The organism is Pseudomonas sp. PF05 (assembly GCF_056521845.1).
The window spans coordinates 291,708-311,625 of record NZ_JBWLPW010000004.1; the positions used below are offsets into that span (position 1 = coordinate 291,708).

At 60.2% G+C, this 19,918-nt stretch carries 10 protein-coding genes; 6 read left to right on the forward strand and 4 right to left on the reverse strand.

Going from position 1 to position 19,918, the window contains the following annotated elements; all coding sequences use genetic code 11:
- Positions 1-56 precede the first annotated feature (56 nt).
- From AC09SL_RS10410 to AC09SL_RS10435, 6 genes are all read left to right on the forward strand, one after another.
- Entirely contained in the window at positions 57-782 is a 726-nt protein-coding gene (locus tag AC09SL_RS10410) for an RDD family protein (protein WP_064107030.1), read from the forward strand.
- Positions 779-1,753, forward strand: coding sequence for a stage II sporulation protein M (locus AC09SL_RS10415; protein WP_058546099.1), 975 nt, complete (start codon positions 779-781; stop codon positions 1,751-1,753). The genes AC09SL_RS10410 and AC09SL_RS10415 overlap by 4 nt, the downstream gene beginning before the upstream one ends.
- Entirely contained in the window at positions 1,740-3,284 is a 1,545-nt protein-coding gene (locus AC09SL_RS10420) for a DUF4129 domain-containing protein (protein ID WP_058546098.1), read from the forward strand. The genes AC09SL_RS10415 and AC09SL_RS10420 overlap by 14 nt, the downstream gene beginning before the upstream one ends.
- Positions 3,281-4,444 (forward strand): DUF4350 domain-containing protein, encoded by a 1,164-nt coding sequence (locus tag AC09SL_RS10425; protein ID WP_058546097.1) that lies wholly within the window; start codon positions 3,281-3,283, stop codon positions 4,442-4,444. The genes AC09SL_RS10420 and AC09SL_RS10425 overlap by 4 nt, the downstream gene beginning before the upstream one ends.
- On the forward strand, positions 4,441-5,445 hold the full coding sequence (locus AC09SL_RS10430) for an AAA family ATPase (RefSeq protein WP_058546096.1): 1,005 nt from the start codon (positions 4,441-4,443) through the stop codon (positions 5,443-5,445). Before AC09SL_RS10425 ends, AC09SL_RS10430 begins: the two co-directional genes overlap by 4 nt.
- A 202-nt stretch (positions 5,446-5,647) precedes the next feature.
- Complete coding sequence (locus AC09SL_RS10435; protein WP_058546095.1) at positions 5,648-6,979, forward strand: DUF58 domain-containing protein; 1,332 nt, start codon at positions 5,648-5,650, stop codon at positions 6,977-6,979.
- A gap of 68 nt (positions 6,980-7,047) precedes the next feature.
- Here AC09SL_RS10435 and AC09SL_RS10440 read toward each other — a convergent pair whose 3' ends face one another.
- The 4 genes from AC09SL_RS10440 to AC09SL_RS10455 all read right to left on the reverse strand — a co-directional run bounded on the left by AC09SL_RS10440 (position 7,048) and on the right by AC09SL_RS10455 (position 19,820).
- The gene (locus tag AC09SL_RS10440) at positions 7,048-7,740 is read right to left on the reverse strand and encodes an Ig-like domain-containing protein (RefSeq protein WP_058546094.1); all 693 of its coding nucleotides are present in this window, start codon (positions 7,738-7,740) and stop codon (positions 7,048-7,050) included.
- A 69-nt stretch (positions 7,741-7,809) separates the two neighbouring features.
- On the reverse strand, positions 7,810-10,611 hold the full coding sequence (locus AC09SL_RS10445) for a hypothetical protein (protein WP_058546093.1): 2,802 nt from the start codon (positions 10,609-10,611) through the stop codon (positions 7,810-7,812).
- Between the two features lie 14 nt (positions 10,612-10,625).
- Entirely contained in the window at positions 10,626-15,122 is a 4,497-nt protein-coding gene (locus AC09SL_RS10450; protein WP_058546092.1) for a Tc toxin subunit A-related protein, read from the reverse strand.
- A gap of 63 nt (positions 15,123-15,185) precedes the next feature.
- Positions 15,186-19,820: a Tc toxin subunit A gene (locus AC09SL_RS10455; protein WP_058546091.1), complete on the reverse strand. Its 4,635-nt coding sequence runs from the start codon at positions 19,818-19,820 to the stop codon at positions 15,186-15,188.
- Between the last annotated feature and the right edge of the window lie 98 nt (positions 19,821-19,918).

The following is a 19,918-nucleotide window of genomic DNA, read 5'->3' on the forward strand; positions in this document are numbered from 1 at the left end:
ACTGCTAGCATCTGGGCCGAGATTGAACATTCGGTCTGGCCCATCACAGGTTGCCCATGCTCGAGACACCAGCACTGCAAAGGAACGCGACGCTGCCCGCGCCCCTGGACACGCGCTATCAGGTTGAAACGCCCGAAGGCATCGACCTGCCGTTGCGCCCGGCCGGATTGATGCCGCGTGCAATCGCTTTCGCCATCGACCTGGGCATACGTGGGCTGGTGCTGGGTCTTTTCTTCCTGGTCCTGGCGTTTTTCGGCGAACTGGGGATCGGCCTGGGGTCCATCCTGCTGTTTGTCGTCAGTTGGTGGTACATGGTGCTGTTCGAGGTGCTCAACCAGGGTCGCTCTCCCGGCAAGCAGATCATGGGGCTGCGCGTGGTGCAGGACGATGGCCGGCCCATCGGCTGGTCGGCGTCGTTGATCCGCAACCTGCTGCGTTTCGTCGACATGCTGCCTTTCGGCTACACCTTCGGGGCCATCAGTTGCCTGCAGCATCCAGCGTTCAAGCGGCTGGGCGATCTCGCGGCCGGCACGCTGGTGGTGTATCGCGAACAGCCGGTCAAACGCCCTACATTGCCAATGGCAGCACCGATACGAACACCTTTGACCCTCAGCCTGCATGAGCAACGCGCCGTGCTGGGCTTCGCCGAACGCCAGGCAGAACTTTCCCCAGCGCGGGTCAACGAACTGGCTGCCATCCTGGCCGCGCCACTGAACGTCCAGGTGCCAAACGCCGCGGCCGAACTCAATGGCATCGCCCGCGGCCTGCTGGGGCCAACATGAAGCAGAGCCTGTTCGAAAGCCGTCACCAAGGGGAATGGGAGCACCTGACCCGGCAACTCGACCAACTGGAGCGCAGCCGCAGCGTGCCCCAGAGCAGCGACTTTCCTGCTACCTACCGACGGCTTTGCCATCACCTGGCACTGGCCCAGGCCCGGGGCTACAGCAGCTTGCTGGTCGACACGCTGCAACAACTGGCGCTGCGCGGTCACCAGCAACTCTACCGGGACCGCAGCCGCCCCTCGACCAGTCTCTCGGCCTTTATCCTGGTCGGCTTTCCCCGACTGGTGCGTGAACAATGGCGATTCGTGCTGGCCGCCAGCCTGATGTTCCTGGGCAGCCTGGTGGGCATCGGGCTGCTGGTCTATCTGTTCCCGGAACTGGTCTACAGCGTGCTCGGCGCCGATGAACTCAGCCAGATCCGCAGCATGTATGACCCGGCCTCCGGGCACCTGGGACGCTCGGTCGAACGGGCCGCCAGCGAAGACTGGGTCATGTTCGGCTACTACATCATGCACAACATCGGCATTGCCTTTCAGACCTTTGCCAGTGGCTTGATGTTTGGCCTGGGGAGCGCGTTCTTCCTGTTTTTCAATGGCCTGACCATTGGCGCGGTGGCCGGGCACCTGACCCAGATCGGCTCCGGGGGAACGTTCTGGTCGTTCGTGATCGGCCACGGGGCTTTCGAACTCACCGCCATCGCCCTGGCCGGGGCCGCGGGCCTGCAACTGGGCTGGGCGTTGATCGCGCCGGGACGCCTGACCCGAGGCGAGGCCCTGCGGCTCGCGGCGGGCAAAAGCGTGCTGATGATCGGCGGCGTGATGCTGTTGCTGCTCATTGCCGCGTTCATCGAGGCCTACTGGTCCTCCAGCGCCGTGACGCCCGCTACCAAATACACGGTGGGCGCCTTGTTGTGGCTGTTGGTGATCAGCTATCTGTCACTTGCCGGACGGGTCCGCCATGCGCCTGAGTGACGCCACCGTCGTCATCCGCCCACGCACCACCTGGGAAGCCATGGACCTCGGTGTGCTGATGAGCCAGCAGCATCGACGCCTGCTGATGACCAGTTGGGCGATCATCACGTTGCCGGTGTACCTGTTGCTGACCCTGCTGCTGTGGGAGTCACCTTCACTGGTGGTGATGCTGTTCTGGTGGCTGAAGCCGGCCTTCGACCGGCTGCCGCTGTACATTCTGTCCAAGGCATTGTTTGGCGAAACCCCCACCTTGCGGCAGGCGTTGCGCCAATGGCCTGCGCTGCTCAAGCCGCAGTTGCTGGCCAGCCTGACCTGGCGCCGGCTGAGCCTGAGCCGCAGCTTCCTGATGCCGGTGGTGCAACTCGAGGGGCTCGCCGGTGAGGCGCGGGCGCAGCGCTTGCGGGTATTGCAACAACGCAACCGCGGCGCGGCACAGTGGTTGACCATCATCGGCGTGCACCTGGAAACCGCCTTGTGGTTCGGCCTGATGGCCCTGTTCTATCTGTTCGTGCCGCAACAAGTCGAACTGCAATGGGATTGGGAGACACTGGTGTCAGCCGCCGAGCACGACTGGTTGTGGTTCGAACACCTGGTCAACTTCCTGTACCCACTGCTGCTGATCTTATGGGAGCCGGTGTATGTCGCCTGCGGCTTCAGCCTCTACCTGAACCGGCGCACAATCCTTGAGGCATGGGACATCGAACTGGTGTTCCGGCGCCTGCGCCAGCGCCTCATTGGCGTGGCCCCGGCATTGATGTTGCTGGCGCTCATGCTGCTGCCGCTGGCGCCCCCGGCGTTTGCCGCCGAGGACAACAGCGGCCCCGACAGCCCGCGGCTGCTCAACCAGCCGCTCACCAGCGAAGCCTCCCGGGAGAGCATCAAGGCAATCCTCGACGCCCCGCCATTCAAGAACCCCGAGACCGTCACCCGCTATCGTTTTGGCGAAGAAACTGCCGAATCCCCCAAGACCGAGACCGAAGCCAAACCGAGCTGGCTCAAGGCATTGTTCAAATGGCTCGGCAGCCAACGCTTCGACATCGCCGCAGCATTGATCCAGGTGGTGTTGTGGGCAGGCCTGGTGGCGGTGATCGTCTGGCTGGCCTGGCGCTATCGGGAAAGGCTCAAGACCCTGGTCAATCGCCGGCCGACGCAGCGCCTGCCGGTGGAACGAGCCGTACCTGCGCGCATGTTCGGCCTGGATATTCGCGAAGAGAGCTTGCCCGCCGACGTCGCCGCCAGCGTCGAACAGCTGTGGGCCACGCAACCCCGTGAAGCCCTGGGCCTGCTGTACCGGGCGTTGCTCAGTCGGTTGCATCATGACTTCAAGATCCCCTTGAAACCGGCCGACACCGAAGGCCAGGTGCTGGAGCGCGTCGAACAGCTCAAGCAGGACAACCTGCTGGGCTTCAGCCAAAGCCTGACCCTGCATTGGCAGAACATTGCCTATGGGCATCGCGTCCCGCCGCCCCACCTGCAACAGGAACTGTGTGACGGCTGGCGCGAGCTGTTCGGTCCGGGAGCCTCTCGATGAGCCGGCACGCCGGGTGGCTGATCGGCGCCGTGCTGGCCGCTCTGGTGTGCGCATTCGGCCTCTACCTCTACACCAAGGCCGAGCCCTATGAAGAGGTCGTCGAGCACGGCCCCTCCCCTGAAGTCCAGGCCAATCCTTACCTGGCCGCCGAGCATTTCCTGCGCCAGCAACGCATCAACGTCGAACACGCCAACAGCCTGGATGTGCTGCCCACCCTGGAGCCTCGCCAGCACAGCCTGCTATTGCTGGGCGAGCGAACGCACATGACGCCACGGGAAGTCGAGCAATTGATGAACTGGACCCGGGCCGGCGGGCGCTTGCTCTTCGTTGCCGAAGCCTTGTGGGACAACAGCACCGGCAGCAGCGGCGACCTGCTGCTCGACCGCGTGCGCCTGCGCCAATTTTTGAGCAAGGACCTCAAGGAGCCGGCCCCTGAATTGATCAAGGACCGCTATCCGGAACTGACCAAGCTCTACCTGGAAGACGAAGAGGCGCCGGCGTATGTCGGCTTCGACACCGACTTCCACCTCGAAGACCCGCATAACCTGGCCCAGGCCTGGGCCAACAGCGCATTGTCGACCCACATGATGCAACTGAACCTGGGCCTGGGCTCGGTCACCGTGATCACCGACGCCGAGCTGTGGAAGAACGAACACATCGACCAGTACGACAACGCCTGGCTGCTCTGGTACTTGAGCGCCGACACGGACGTCACGCTGCTGTTCAACACCGACCACGACAACCTGCTGACCCTGTTGCTGCGATATTTCCCCCAGGCACTGGTGGCACTGCTAGCCTTGATTGCGCTGTGGTTCTGGCGCTCAGCGGTGCGTCATGGCCCACTGCAACAACCCGCCTCCAAGGCGCGGCGTCAGTTGGAAGAACATGTGCAGGCCAGCGCCGGTTTCCACCTGCGCCACAACGGCCAGGAGTACCTGTTGCATGCCTTGCAACAAGACGTGCTGCGCCGGGCCCGTCATCTTCACCCAGGCTTCGAACAACTGGCCGTCGCCGAACAATGGCAGGTACTCGCCCGCCTGACCCGACAACCGACGCGAGCCATCAGCCAGGCCTTGAGCCCCCGGCCGAAACAGCGCCTCTCCCGCGCTGACTTCTGCCGCCAGGTCGCCCATTTGCAAACCCTCAGGAATGCCTTATGACTGAACAGAACGAACCTGTCGACGGCCAGGCCCACGCCGCCCAACAGCGCCAGCGCGCCAGTCAGTTGGCCCAGGCCATCCGCACCGAACTGCGTAAAGCGGTGGTCGGCCAGAACGCGGTGATCGACGATGTGCTCACCGCACTGATCGCCGGCGGGCATGTGCTGCTCGAAGGCGTTCCCGGGCTGGGCAAGACCTTGCTGGTGCGGGCCCTGGCTCGCTGTTTCAACGGCGAGTTCGCGCGCATCCAGTTCACCCCCGACCTGATGCCCAGCGACGTCACCGGGCACGCGGTGTACGACTTGCAGACCGAGCAGTTCAAGCTGCGCAAGGGCCCGGTGTTCACCAACCTGTTGCTGGCCGACGAGATCAACCGCGCGCCGGCCAAGACCCAGGCTGCGCTGCTCGAAGCCATGCAGGAACGCCAGGTCACCCTCGAAGGCCGCGCCCTGCCCATCAGCCAGCCGTTCATGGTCCTCGCCACCCAGAACCCCATTGAACAGGAAGGCACCTACCCACTGCCGGAAGCCGAGCTCGACCGCTTCATGCTCAAGGTGCGCATGGACTACCCGGACGCCGACCAGGAGCTGGACATGGTGCGCCAGGTCAGCCGCTCGACCCGCGCCGACATGCTCGACGTGCAGCCGCTGCGCATAGTGTTGCAGGCCAAGGACGTGCAAGCGCTGCAACGCATTGCCAGTGACCTGCCGATGGACGACCAGGTCCTCGACTACGCCGTGCGCCTGGCCCGTACTACCCGCAGTTGGCCGGGCTTGACCCTCGGCGCCGGCCCGCGCGCCTCGATTGCGCTGGTACGTTGCGCCCGGGCCCGGGCGTTGTTGCGCGGGGGCGAGTTCGTGGTGCCGGATGACATCAAGGGCTGCGCCCTGGCCGTGCTGCGCCATCGCGTACGCCTGGCGCCGGAACTGGACATCGAAGGGCTGTCGGTGGACCAGGTGCTGGGGCAACTGCTCGATCAAGTGCCGGCGCCGCGGTTGTGAGTAACACCATGCTGCGCATACCTGTTGTGGCAAAGGAATCCATGTGGAAGCAAGGCTTGCTGTGGGAGCAAAGCTTGCTCGCGAAACAGGCACCTCGATTTCTGCGAGACCGCGTCGCTTCCATCGCGGACAAGCCTTGCTCCCACATGAGTCCCCTCTGCACTAAAGCTCGCCCTGCATTTCTCCCAAAGGGTATGTGTCAATGAAACCCTCGCGCCTGCTATTGACCTGGCTCGCGCTTCTGCTGGCCCTCAGTATCGTGCTCGGCGCGCTACGGGCGCTGGGCATGGCGGTTCCATCAACGCTGCTGTCGATCAACTGGGGGTTGCTGTTGGCCTTGCTGGCCCTGGCGCTGCTCGACGCGGTGCGCGTCAGGCGCCTGCCCTCGCCCCGGGTGCAACGGCAGATGCCCGGCAGCCTGGCCCTGGGCCGCTGGGGCGAAGTTCGCCTGGAGATCAGCCATGACTTTGCCCAGCCGCTGCACGTGCAGCTTTTCGATCATGTACCCGACGCTCTGGACTTCGAGAACCTGCCGCTGTCGGTCGAGCTGCAACCCGGCCAGGTCAGCCAGGTCGGCTACCGCCTGCGCCCGCTCAAGCGCGGCCACTTCACCTTCGAACGGTGCGAAACCAACCTGCCAAGCCCGCTGGACCTGTGGACCGACAGACGCCTGCTGGACGCCGTCGACCACACCCGCGTCTACCCGGATTTCGCCAGGCTCTACGACGGTCAACTGCTGGCGGTGGACAATTGGCTCAGCCAGCTCGGCATCCGCCAGCGACAACGGCGCGGCCAGGGCCAGGAGTTCCATCAACTGCGCGAGTTCCGCGAGGGCGACAGCCTGCGCCAGATCGACTGGAAGGCCACGGCCCGCCATCGCACACCCATCGCCCGGGAATACGAAGACGAACGCGACCAGCAGATCATCTTCATGCTCGACTGCGGCCGGCGCATGCGCAGCCAGGACGGCGAACTGTCGCACTTCGACCATGCCCTCAATGCCTGCCTGCTGCTCAGCTACACCGCGCTGCGCCAGGGCGATGCCGTCGGCCTGAGTACCTTCGCCAGCGAACAGCCGCGCTACCTCGCCCCGGTCAAGGGCACCGGCCAACTCAACGTGTTGCTCAACACCGTGTACGACCTCGACAGCAGCCAACACCCCGCCGACTACCAGGCCGCCGTCACGCAACTGCTGGCCCGGCAAAAACGCCGGGCGCTGGTGGTATTGGTGACCAACCTGCGAGATGAGGACGATGAAGAACTGCTGACCGCCGTCAAACGCCTGGGCCAGCGGCATCGGGTATTGGTGGCGAGCCTGCGGGAAGAGGCGCTGGACCGGCTGCGCCAAGCGCCGGTGCAGACCTTGCCCGAGGCGCTGGCGTATTGCGGGACGGTGGACTATCTGAACGCACGGGCCACGCTCCATGAGCGCTTGAGTGCCCATGGGATGGCGGTGCTGCAAGCCCGGCCCGGGGAGTTGGGGGCCGAGCTGGTGACGTTGTATCTGGGGTGGAAGAAGGCGGGGGATTTGTAGGTGATCAGCCTACAGAGCGGTCGCTCGACCATTGACTCGGTTCTGCTCCAACGGCATTCATTGACGCCTCACTCTGCACCCTCGATTCGACTCCCCTCAGGCGCTAACGACATTACGTTCATGGGTGAGTGTTTGAGTATCAACGGAGACGCCAATTTCAACCCATAGGCACCGCCCCTCGAACCGGTATAACTGAAATCCCACTTTAACTCTCCATTGTCGGGAAGCGCTCGATATTCACCCAAGGGCGGCACTACAGTCAGCCCCAGCTCAGTGGCAGAAGAATAGCCGGTCAACCCGAGGCAAAACTGGCGGCCGAGCAAGGGGGCCGAGTCGGTCTTGAACCAGACGGTGTGGCCTCCAGACGTCCGAGGGAAAGCCGCTTCTGTGCCCCAGACCGCCGGCTCGGACGCACCGAACTGGAACATTGCGCCGTCCCAGAAACCCGCCGCCAATACCTTGAGGGGGAACGTATGAATGGGTTCGTCGCACCCGGTCAACTTTGCAATCACGGCCACATTACCTGGCGTGTCGGCGGTGTAGGTGTAGCTTGCCCAACCCTGGTCATCCGTTATGACCGATACTTTCTCCCCTCGCTCAATCGAGAAAGTGACGGTCACCCCAGTAGCGGCCATGCGGTTGGAGGACAAGACGACCTTGAGCGCCAGAAGAACGCTTTCACCCAAGACCGGATCAAACGTGGCCTCGCGCACGTCATTGATCAGCAGAGTGTCACGGACTGAATCCTTATCGTTGTACATGAGAGGCTCCTCCACGTCAGTTGGGTTAGATATCAGCGGCGCTATGAGTTCGCGTTTGAAGCCTGCCCACTAGGGTCCAAACACTTGGATGACGAATTCATGGGATGGATAATCCTCAGGTTCGTAATAGCCGCTTGGGACCTTGGCGATGACATGCGCCTGCCCAGATGTTTTGCCCTCGAACCAAAACTCCGCCTTGCCATTGCTTCCCGTGGATCGCGTTTCCGAGCCGCCATCCTGATGACTAAACGTCACGTCAACATTGCTCAATGGCGCCTTGGTGTAATGTGACTGGACTTCGATTTCCAGACGCACAGACTCTCCCACCCACGGCTCAGCATCGGGTCCCGTCCCCCTGATTTCAAATCGATGGTGTCCCAGGTTCACAGTTACAGGCGGGTAGGCCAGGCCTATTTGTGGAAAGTTCAGCGATAGCTCGGCTTCCTCTGCCGTTCCCGTTTCGGGGGTGGTCAGCCTCCACTCGACCCCACTGGACGGCAGTTCATTTGGCTCGTTCGCCGGAGGGTCCAGCCCGATTCCGGGCGCATCGGATATCCATTGCGCTGCAACGTCAAGCAAGATCAAAGGGCTACTGGCCTTGGGTACAAAACGCAACGTGTGCGTACCGCCGATGCTGGGATAAATCTTGTCGGCTGCGAGGATCTTTCTCCCGTCAAACGTCAGCTCCCCCTCTTCTTCCAGGGTTGTTGAAAGCAACAAACCTTGGAATTCAAAAGGCCCCATTTCCTCGTGGCAAATATGCAAAGGAAATCCCGTACTGGAAGTGGCGACTGGGGAAATCTCCCATGACAGCCCTCCTGCAATCATTTCGCGCTTCATCCCAAAGTCAGGGACTGCATCAATAGGCGGCTCGCCATCCCCCCCCACCTCGAGCCATATTTCTTCATCCAGAAACTTGTCGTTCTGTAGATCAACCTGCAGTACCGAAGGCCCACCGCCGAGAAAAAACGGCAGTCTGGCGGACTGAGGTTCTTTACCATCCAACGTGACACTGACCAGTGATCGCCACGGACTTTCAGGGAAGACCTCGACGTCAAATGTGCGCCGGACGAATTGGCCTTCGTAACGGCTTTCCACGCTGGCGACAATCTGAAAAGTCCGTGGCTCGGACAAATCAAATAGGTGAGCAGACCATCCCCCGTCTCCTGTTTCCGTCCAATTCGGTTCCCCGCCGTCGACTCGCCATTCGACTTCGATACCCCGATTTATCTCGACACCTTCAATTTTTGACGAGACCTGAAGCTCTAAGCGCAGAGGTACATCATCGTCCAGAAAAGGAAATCTCGGCACTTGCCGGTCAGCAATGATGTCTAGCGAGTTATGCGCCAACTCCATCCTCTGCCGAGGAGAGTCCTCCAACAGCTTCGAGCAGCGGACAATGAGATTGAAGTTGGCGTCCTTTTTATCTTGGTAATCCATGCTCCAGGTCAGGCCCGCAGCATCAATGGCGGTCATGTCGTCCAGCTCCGGGCTGAACGTCACGCCCAGCCCCACGGGGGTATCGCCATCGATGGTCTCCCACGTCAACATCAGGTCGGTCCCCGCCAGGGCATGGCCGGCCGCAAAGGTGACGCTTGCTCGATGGCTGCCGCCACGGCAGGGATAAGCCGGCTGCGTTCCCCACAAAAAAGGAACGGTGGTGTTTTCCAGCGAAAACGTCGCTGTCGCCCAAGGGTCTTCCGCCAGGGCACGCACCTCAAATATGTGCTTGGCATCATCCTTTCTATAATGACTGTCTACAGAAGCCGTGACCTGATACTCGCCCGCGACTGTTGGTGTAAAGGTATAAGTGGACTCGCCATTTTCATCGGAACGCTGCTTGAACAGCACGAGCGAAGCCGATGCGTTTGTGGAAGTCACGGCCCAGGTCACTTCCCGATTGGGCAGAGCGGTTTCGGTGTAGTGGGATCGAACCTTGACACGCATCGTCACACTCTGCTCAAGCGCGACTACCGGGTAATAAGCGACGTCTTGCAGCACCGCCAGTTCGAGACGGAAATGGCCCGACCTCGCGGTTAAGTCATAGGGTGCGGATGTGTATTGGCTGCGAACCTGAACGGGGTGCAAGTACTCCTGTTCGTCGTCGGCGGGGACACGGCAACTAATGGCCCATGCATCCTCGATCGGGTGCTCGTGCTCCCAGGGCGGTGAAGCGGCAAGGAGGCTGGTGCCTTCCTCCTCCAACCACAATCCCGCCTGAGTCTGCCGCCAAACGCTGTCATCGGCCGGCTCCAACATGAGCCGATGCGATTTGTCGCCCAACGCACCAAAGCACAGGCGCAATGGTTCCTCGAGGGACTGAGGCTCATCATCGATAGTCAGGCTTTTCAGCCGCAGGTCCTCAAGCACCAACTCCACTCGCACAAAGGTAACCCGCACACCGTGTTCGTCAGCGCCGTTATCCTTCTTGCTGATGAAAGTCACCTTGAGGTCATCGTCTGAAAGGTCAATGAGATCAAGGCGACGCGTGTACCGCACCAGAGAGATGGCCCTTGGTTTATTTGGGTCAACTGGCCGTTCAGACTCGGCCTTGAGCGATGGGACAAGAGGCCACTGTTCGTGTTTATCCGCCGCGTCAATTTGCAACGTGGCGCCCTGAGTGCCGTATGCCTCGTAATAAAACTCCAGTTCATAAAACGCTTTTTCATCATGAGGACGCGGGTACTCAGCCAACTCGATAATTTGGCTCGCAGCCCCTTCGTCATAAGCATGCATGTTAGGTGTTAAGGCGCCGTTCCAACTGTCTTCCGACCTGATGACACCTCCAACAGGGGTCCAGTTCTCCAAACCGGTTTGAAAGTCACCGTTGTGAATAAAGTTTTCTTCGTAGCGAAAATTTCTGCTGTTCATGGCTGCGTCATCCTTCAGCGAATCGCGAGCGGTGCCTTGTCGGGCGTCGCAGTCATCTCAGATTCGGGAACAAGCTCTGCCTCCACCTCAGCGGCGAATGAGGTGCCGCCATCCTTGGCGTGATAGGTCAGCCTCAGGATGATGTCCGTCAGGGAGTCCAGCAGTTTTCGTTGCGAAGCTGACGAGTATCGAGGAAACGTCAACTGGTAGGAGGCATGAGCCCCGGTGCCTTCGAAACGCTGGTAGCGATCATCGTCAGGAAACCCAACCGCGCCACTGTCGTCCAGCCCAACGGAGAAAGCAGCTTGTTGGTATGGCCGCAGATTCAGCATCAGCGAGCCTACTTGAGGCGAAGCCCCATTAACGCCATGCAGGTATTTGACCGCTTCGATATCAGGTTCCAGAATCGTGGCACTGCTCGTTTGCACCAGCACCGCCCGAACATTTTCATAAGGGCCCAATAAGCCGGGGAAAGTCAGCGATAGTTGCTTGACCTGGCGGCAGTAGTGACCTGGGTAATCTTCGTTGAACATCCGTTCATCCAACGAAAAGCTCAACTGCCCCTCAGAGGTAATCTGGTCTTTCCAGTTGTCGCCCAACCGCGAACGCAAGGAGATCGTCTTGACCAGCTCAAGCCGGTGCTCATCACGTTTGATACGGGCCGCGGCCATCCTGAGCAAATCCAACTTCAAGGAGTAGCCCGTGGTGAGCCCATGGTAAGTGTCCATCCACACATCAGGACGAATGAACCGTGACTTGAAATCACCCATTTCATATTGCCAACAGGTTTCGGCACACAGGCACAGCCCGGCGACTACGTCATACACTTGGTAGATAAGCGTCTTCAACTGGCCGACCATCCAATTGCTCAACTCCCGCCCCGTCGTGCGATTTTTGTAGAACGCATACACTTCCATGGCCTGGGTGTTGGCCGCTTCAGTCTGTAGCAGGCTGGCCCGGGCGGCCTCGATCGCGTGCTCTTGCGCCAGGATCTGCTCTCGCAGAACCCTTGCCTCGGCATTCGACTGAGCGAGCATGAATGCCCATTCTTCCCCACGCCGACGATACTGCTCGTTTACACTGGTCTCGTCGGCTTCGCGCATCATGAAATCGGCTGCCACCTGTATGATTTCGGCGGCAGCCTGGTGGGCGGCCCCAAAATGCGCACCGCCATTGGCGACCCCATAAATGTTGGGAACCATATCAAGGGCCGCGCCCACCGCTCTCAATGCACCTGCGCCCGTCCCGAGGGCCCTGGCGGCCCGACTGGTCTGCAGCACTCGATACTCAGCCGGGGACACCCCCTCCTCGATCAACCCTTGATAATATTGCACCCGGCCCTTGAGCATGTCCTCACTCTGCCTCAAGGAAGCCGCCGTCGCCTCCAGCTGGGCAATCGTCGCCTCATGGACGGTCCTGGCATAATCGGCCATTTCAATCAGGTGGCTTTGTTGCAGTTCTTCCAGCTCACCCCGGTCACGTTGCTCCAACCATGACCGCAACTGGTCTTCCTGTTGCATCAGAAACTCTGTGCCCTGCAAGGCAAGGTCGTGCACCGTCCGCCACTTGTATGGCACCACTTGCACTTGCCCACCTGGATTGCGACTCTCACCCGATTCGGAATTGCCCTGGGCGCGCAAGAGGTCCATGGGGTCCATGGGAGGGCTGAATAACGGAATCGCCAATGGCTGGCCCTCGATCGAGCGGTTCTGGCGCAGGTTGTCCAGCCGCGTCCCGAGCAACGCGCGCAACGCATCGGGTCGCTGGTTGAGTCCTGGCCGAAACGGATCCGCGCCCAGCAGTTCGAAACGAGGCGTGGCCGTCATGCCGGCAGGCACGTCAGCCAAATCAATGGAGAAGTTCGCTTCAAACGCTTTGAGTGCATTGCGTCCGCTGACTTTTTCCAGAAGTTCTTTGAGGGTCGTCGGTTCCCATGTGGAGATGGTCTGGATACTGGGCTCCTGGCCCATCAGCGACAACGCCCGGCTGTAATTGAGCCTGGCAGCGATCATGCTGTCGTAGTCCAGGCGTCGATATTGGCTGTCACCCCAGGCGATCAGGTTCTCCACGTAACGCAAGAACAAGGCGATGCGCATGTGGATGGGCGCGGAATAACCAATGGCGTCCGGGTCGGTTGGCGCCTCGGTTTCGTACGACGGATCAAGGTCATTCCACAACGGGCGGCAGCGCCAATAGGCAGGGGCGGCAATTTCCCCGGAGTCGTCTTCGGCCGACGATTCCGGAACTTCCCGCGCCAACGGGTGGAAGATGTATTCGTACCAGCCCTGGGCTTCGCGATAGCGCCCTTCTGCAGTCAGGCGCGTCCCTACCAGGTCGGGGGTGTGAAAGAACATCTCCCAGAAATACAAGCCGTTGCAACCGTCGAACGGCCCGTTTTTCTCCTGCGTGCCATCCGGCATGGGTGACTCCTCGATGTGCTGGGTTTCCCAAGCCAGCAAAGCATCCACAGAAACCGCCGCGCGGCTGCTCAACACCGGGCCGAAGGTCGAGTTCACCCGCACATACTCAAGCGTTTGGCCAGCCCTGTCGAAGTGCAGGAATTGCGACCCCCTGGGGTCACTTTTATCGATGGACACTGTTGGGTAGAGCACCGATTGCTCATTGAGTAGTACGTTGAATTTGTTACGTCCATACCCCTCCCCCTCGTACTGACCAAACTTGAAAACAAGCGGTGAATCGATGGGAAAGCTTTGTACATCGTCTCGGGTCGCAACGGGGCGACGATACGTCAACCAGGGGGTCGCGTATTGACCGCTCAGCACGCCGGTCGAAACCCAGTTCTTCGGGTCGTCACTGTTCCTGAGCTCGTAGCTGAGAATGAACGTTACCGAGCCATAGGCAATCTTCGGCACCACCTGATTTTGCTCGTTCAGTGCAGCGCCGCCGACCCCGCTCATGGTGAAACCCGCACCGGCCTGCACTTCGCCCATCGTTCTTTCCAGAAGCAACTTCAGCGCAGCAGGATTCAGTTCGGCCACTGCCTCTGCAACGTAGCCCCCCCGTTCCGTGGGCTTGAAGTCGTCTGTCCGGAACGCATGAATAGTTACCTTACCGTCCTCACCATCGACCAGAGCCTCTTTCAGCTCCAGCGTGTGGGCTTGCGTAGGCTCCTCGTTCGTGGTCATGGTGATGCGCAGCCGTCGCTCCCCCGCATCGACAATTTCTACGCGGTGCGGCCCGGCATCCCAACTGACCGAAACCCGTCCGATCGTCCGACCTGTCTCCTCCACCGCATTGCAACGTCCACGAACCCTGAGTACGTCAAAGAGTTGGCTGCCAACATATTCACGGGTATGGATGGCATCCAGGAAAAGTTCATCCGTGATGGAACCCGCTACATCCACTTCAGAACCAATCGTGACTTTCGAATAATCGGCCGGCACCACTTTCTGTTGCAGACGGTTGGGGGCCAGGAAGCGAGCGAACGTCATTTTCAACAAGGTGGCCGTATCATCGGCGACCTTGCGAAACATCGCATCGCGGGTTTCGTGGATCTCAATTTCGTGGAACGTAGCCGCCCCATCCAACGATTGCCGGTTCGTATAACAAACCGCCAGCAAGTCGTCGCGCGGGTCGCCATCCCCCAGCGACACCGCTGTCAGGCGACCGTTGGAAACGTCGTGCTCGCAGGACCGCTGGTGCAGCGACACAGGGGCCGACCACTGGCCGTTCAGGAAACTGTAGGCCACCTTGATTTCCAGTGACCACGGGATCTGCACCCTGCCGTCGCTATCGACCTGACGCTCCCGCCATTCACACCAGACCAACGCCAGGCGTCCGCGCCAATACACCGGACGGATGTCCACCACCTTGTCCGCGGTCGCAACGTCGATCTTCTGCCATTCACCCCAGGCTGCCGGGTTGATTCTCTGGCTGCTGTTATCGATCTCGACCCTGACAGGACGCCAGTAGTAGGCGTACGGTGGCGTGCGCTCATGCCCAATCAAGCAATAACGCGCCTTCTGGCTATTGGCGCCGTCGATATAGCCGGCGATCACATCCAGGTCGCAGATGTGCTGGAAGGCCTGGGTGTATTCCATCAACGCCCGCTGCACCGAGTCTGTGGTCAGGCGCATTTGATTCAAGCTGTTTTCCAACGATCGAAACAGGGCGGTCTTTTTCAGGCGCAGTGACGGGACAATATAATTTTCCGCCTGATCCTTAAGGATCACGTTAGCCGACCAGGTGCTGTAGTGGCTCAAGATCTGATACCAATACTGGACATCCTCCGGCTCGAAATGGATGTCCTCGTAACCTGGCTCCATCCCGCTGTAGACCGACTGAATATGTTGCTGCAGGCACCGCACGTTCGCCGATATCCACGTCGCCTCCAACTGCGCGCTGTCCTGGGTATCGAGCATCAGGTACTCGCTCAGGTCCTCGGGACTCGCCAGCACGACAGCCCCTTCCCAGATTTTCTGGCCCAGCACGGCCTCCAGCATCGCTGCGGTGTAGCGCTCTGTCAGCTCGTTGATCTGAAGTAATTCCATCGAATACGCTCCTTGTGATGGCCGGCCGGGGCTTCCCGGTCAGCTGTCGTCAAAGGCAGTCCGTCAGGGGCGTCTGCTCAAAGTGCCGTTGAGTACCAGTGCTTCGGTCAAGCGATCGCAGACCAGGCTCAACTGGAAACGGCCATTGCGCACGTCGCCAGTGCGGATTTCCACGAACAAGGGTTGGTCTTGCTCAAAGGTGATGCGTGTAGCCAACGGCGGGTTGAACGTCATGGCCAGGGCCTGGGTGGTGTAGTTGGAACTCCACCCCACGGCCCCTTCGCTGCCTGCCAGTGTTTCTGGAACGTCAGCGCTGATCTCGAGGCGGTAACGGGCATTTCTGAACAGGTTCAGCTCGCCAAGGCCGGGCAAGATAGGTACAGGTTCCTCATCGTCCTCCAAGAGCAGTAAATCGACCTTCCATACAAAAGCCCTGATCACGGACAACTTGAATTCGTGGGATTGTTCGTCATCGAAGGCCAACCGAGCGGTCAAGCTGAAGTTTCCCTCCGTCTGCGGATTGAACAGATAGCCGGACCGCCCCTGGGCATCGGTCGCAATGGAAACCGTTTCCAAGACCGCACCTTTCGGCGACTCGGCCACCAAGGTCCATTGCACTGGATAATTGGCCAACGGTCGCGGCGAACCCTCGACCGGTTCCGTTACATCGACCCATAGCAGCCTTGGCTTGCCACCCCGCACCGAATGCTGCTTGTCCACGGAATGTCGTTGGATAACCGCGGTACTGGCCACCCAAACCGGCAGCTCGACCTGAGGGCCGTTTTCCAACTGAGCGAAAACAGTCAGCTGGCCCGCTGGAGGGGAGTCGAGAGTGAATTGCGAGATGCCCTGCCCATCGCTCGGCTCTTCAGTCTTGCTCTCTGGATCCAAGCTGGTCCACCAGGACACCTCTTGCCCCTCGACCGGTTCACCACCGAGCCCCACCACAAGGCAACGTAAACTCAACGGTTGCCCCACCAGCGCCACGCTGAAGGCGTATGGGTTGTCAAGAATGCGCGGCTTGTCGACAAATTCGGGTTGGTAGGTGAAATCGAATCCCTCGCCGTTCTCTTTTGTCACCTTGATAGTTGCGCTGCCGGCTTGCTGGCTGGAAATCCACACACGGCTCCAACCGTCTTTGTCCGTGTACGATTCGTTGGGCCGGATCTGGCCAAGCGTCGTAAACCACTCGACTTTGCGCAACGCCCCAGGATTTCCATAGCGATCGTACATCCGGACCCTCAGTTCTTGTTCTCCGCGTAACCCCGCCAGTATTGGAGGGACGGAGCCGGAAATTGGCCACTGGCTTCGTGGATTGACCACCAACGTGTCTTCATCACAATCGATCACCACCGACGGCCCGTAGATCGGTTCATGCAATGGAATATTGAACGAAACATGAGCCGTCCCCATTCGCCCACCCGATTGCAATTGCGCGCGTGCCCGCCCCTGGTCATCGGTGCGGGTTTGAGGGGTGAGGATGGCGCCCAGATCAGTAGCCCAGTAGACGTCGACGCCTTTGAGGGGCTCGCCATAGAAATCGAGCAGGGTGCACTCGAACTCCGCCACCTCTTCAGGCACGTTGGCGATCAATCGTGAGTTATCCACCAGACACCGGGTAGTGACGCTCTGGCCGACCTCAGCGGAATCCGGCACGCCGGTAGCGGAGTTGAACTGGGTCAGGCTTTCCAGTGCATTGCGCGCAGCGGCAGCAAAGGCCGCGTCGCTATCAAGCGGATCGAGCGAGCCCATGGAAAACGCAGCGGTAGCGTCCATGCCCTTCTTGGCCAACTCCAATGTGCGCAGCAGCACATCCAACTGCGCCAGATTGCTCAACATCGGCTTGACGGGCGCGTCGTCCTCGCCCAGTTGCGCCTGGATGTGCTGCACGCATTCCAACACATGCTTGATCCCGCAGCCCAGGTACGTTGCCAGCTTGTCAGCGGCCGCATCGCGGACCAGACGCATCCCGTCCTCGCTCATGTCGTCGGTCAGCTCGTTGACCTGACGCAGGTAGTCCAGCATTTTCTCTTCGGGTTCGCGAACACGACTGACGATGCGGCTGTAGAGCGCCAGGTAATACACCGTCTGAAGCGTGATTTCGTAGCGGCCCTCCAGACTGAACCATTGATATTGCTCGCCCGTCAGTAGGGTATCGAGCATCTGCGGGCTCAGGCCCAGCCGGACAGCGATTTCGCCGCGTCGCTCGAGCTCCGCCAGCATCTTCAAGAAAGGTTCAGGTTCCTGCTGACGCCGTGCCAAGGGTGATTGGAGCTCGGACAGCTCCATCGCCTTCTGCAAGAAGTCATAGGCATGCCCTTGCGACCAACGCATGATCTGGGCGGCCAACAATGAGTCGAGCTTCAGGAAGACTGAAACGCCCTCCTCCACGACCGTCCGCTGCTCGTCCCGGCAACGCAGCAGAAGGGTCATGATGAGGTCCTGCAGCGGCTCTCGCGACTCTGGCTCCGTGATGGCCTCCTCTACTATTTTCCGGACCGTCTCATGAGTACGTGCGAGGTATTGCGCTTCGGTCTCGTCATGCCTACCGACCACCAAGCCTTCGCCATCGACCAGATTCTCATTTTGAAGCAGTGGCAACCATTCAATGCGCGGGGGTGCGCCTTCTTCCAGCAAAGAGGCTTCAAGCACCCGAACCGCCAACACCTGGCTGCGCAATTGCCGCAAAAACTGCTCCTGGCCTTCGGTCCAGACGGCAGGCACATGCACCGGATTGACATAGCGCACCAGCCACAGCACCGACAGATCGTAGTCCTGGGCCCAAAGGGCGCAATCCACCAATCCCTGGATGGCGCTCAACGCATCCGCGCCATCCTCCATGCCATGGATCGTTACAACCGGCTCACCCGCCAGCAGGGCAACCAGGCCTTCGCCATCGCTCATGGTCTGCAGCAAGGCGGTCGCCTCGATAGGCGTCATGCCGACGAGCCGGGCCAGATGCGTCAAGCGCCAGAAACTGGAGAGGATCCTCAGGCTGCGCTGCAATTGCGTTCTCAACCCATACGCCCCGGCAATCACCAAGGCCAGGAACCGATAGGTCTCGAAATTGATGTCCAGGGCATTGCATATCTGGTGAACGGTTCGCCCATCGGCCTCGCTTCGCGGCGCAATCGAGAACTCACCATCATCGATCAGCAACGGCTCGTCGTACATCGCATGCCGGTTGTAGACCCGGTCGAATTGTGACAACTGCCCATCTTGGCCATGTACCGACAACACATCGATGAAAGCCGCGAACTCCTCGGCCTGGCAGCCATAACGGGTACTCAATGCCTTGAACAGCCCCAGGCAACGCAGCGTATTGGAACGGATCCAGAATTCGCCATTGCCCGTACCCCGGTATTCGGCACGCATCGAGGCGACGAGCAAGCGGTCGACTTGATGGCTAGGCAAGCCCAGCATGCGATCCAGCCGGCACTTGCGGTTGATCCGGTCCATGCGATGGCCCATCACTCGTTCCTGATTATCCGTCTCGCCAACGTGATGCAACATGAACGTGCCTTGGGGGATGCCATCTGGGCGCAATTCAATCTCAGGCAACTCCCCGCCATGGATATAAACGGCGCCCGCATCAACACCCGTCTGCGGTGTTCCTGGCTCGCCCAAGGCCGGTGCGTTGGCAGAAAGTTCAGGTGTGAAAGCGCCACGCCCCAGCAAAGCGTCGACCCCTCGCTGATCGAGCCGTGTTGACTCGCTGAAAATTCTCAGTTGGCGCAAGCTGAGCAACCCCACCGCCAGGTGGCCAAAATTGTCCCGGTAAAAGTCATAATCCTGCGGTGCCGGATCGATCAACCGGGTTCGCGGGTCTACTCTCATGAACGTGCGGGTCGGATCGGGACGGAGCCTGAAATACGGGGACTCCAGCAACAACGACAAATGCAATGGCCCGATTCCGATGCCCAACTGTTGGGCGACATCGGCCCGTTGCCCCTTGGCCCCCGGATTCTTGAAATAGGGGTAATCCAAATCGACATGGCGGATGACATCGCCCAGCGATCCGTCCTCGATCGCAGTGCGCACCACGTGGGTGATGCTTTCCCAGTCGTGATCGTAAGGCAGGCTGTTGTGATAACGACAAGTGCGCAAGAAGGCCTTGACGTCGATGATGTTTTCCTTGGCCTTGATCTGGGCTTCAAGTACCGAATTGGCAATTTCCAGACGCGACAGGCGTCGGTCGACCGCCATCTCGTTGAGCAACAGCTCGTCCACGTCAGGTCGACGCATTTCCAGAGGCAAAGGTATGACCTCGGGGCCGTTGCCCTCGATGTAATCGCGCACCCATTCGCGCAAAGCCACCAGGTAAGCCGTAGTCGAGGCGCGGTTTTCGATGGCGCCTGCCGGAGCACTGCCCTTGATATCCGGATTGAACAGGTTCATGTAAGTGGGCAAGCCCACCAGCGCCTTCTCGTTGCGCCGGTTGGCCGCCCCCGGAGCGGCTTGCTCACGAAAAAACCGGGCCACGTAAACCGCCAGGGCATTGCCGCGGGCCAACAGCGCCTGAGCTTCATCGCGGCTCAAGCCAAGCGCCCGTAATTGGGCGTGTTTCAACTTGATTAAATCGAAGACACTGGTGTTTTTTGCGAGGTATTGGTTCAAGCCTGAGAGCACAGCCAGGCGTTCCTGGCCCAGTACAGCCCTGGTCAACTGATGAACCGGGAGGTTGTCAGATGCATTCATTTGCTTGAGCTCCTGCTACACCGTTGCCCTGCGAACGGCTGGCACTACTGTCGTTTGATGGATTTAGCGCTGAAAATGAGGCGACATCTACTGTCAGG

Bases quoted from the DNA above. Each gene is read 5' to 3' on its own strand.
- AC09SL_RS10410 (WP_064107030.1), top strand. From the start codon at position 57: ATGCTCGAGACACCAGCACTGCAAAGGAACGCGACGCTGCCCGCGCCC.
- AC09SL_RS10415 (WP_058546099.1), top strand. From the start codon at position 779: ATGAAGCAGAGCCTGTTCGAAAGCCGTCACCAAGGGGAATGGGAGCAC.
- AC09SL_RS10420 (WP_058546098.1), top strand. From the start codon at position 1,740: ATGCGCCTGAGTGACGCCACCGTCGTCATCCGCCCACGCACCACCTGG.
- AC09SL_RS10425 (WP_058546097.1), top strand. From the start codon at position 3,281: ATGAGCCGGCACGCCGGGTGGCTGATCGGCGCCGTGCTGGCCGCTCTG.
- AC09SL_RS10430 (WP_058546096.1), top strand. From the start codon at position 4,441: ATGACTGAACAGAACGAACCTGTCGACGGCCAGGCCCACGCCGCCCAA.
- AC09SL_RS10435 (WP_058546095.1), top strand. From the start codon at position 5,648: ATGAAACCCTCGCGCCTGCTATTGACCTGGCTCGCGCTTCTGCTGGCC.
- AC09SL_RS10440 (WP_058546094.1), bottom strand. From the start codon at position 7,740: ATGTACAACGATAAGGATTCAGTCCGTGACACTCTGCTGATCAATGAC.
- AC09SL_RS10445 (WP_058546093.1), bottom strand. From the start codon at position 10,611: ATGAACAGCAGAAATTTTCGCTACGAAGAAAACTTTATTCACAACGGT.
- AC09SL_RS10450 (WP_058546092.1), bottom strand. From the start codon at position 15,122: ATGGAATTACTTCAGATCAACGAGCTGACAGAGCGCTACACCGCAGCG.
- AC09SL_RS10455 (WP_058546091.1), bottom strand. From the start codon at position 19,820: ATGAATGCATCTGACAACCTCCCGGTTCATCAGTTGACCAGGGCTGTA.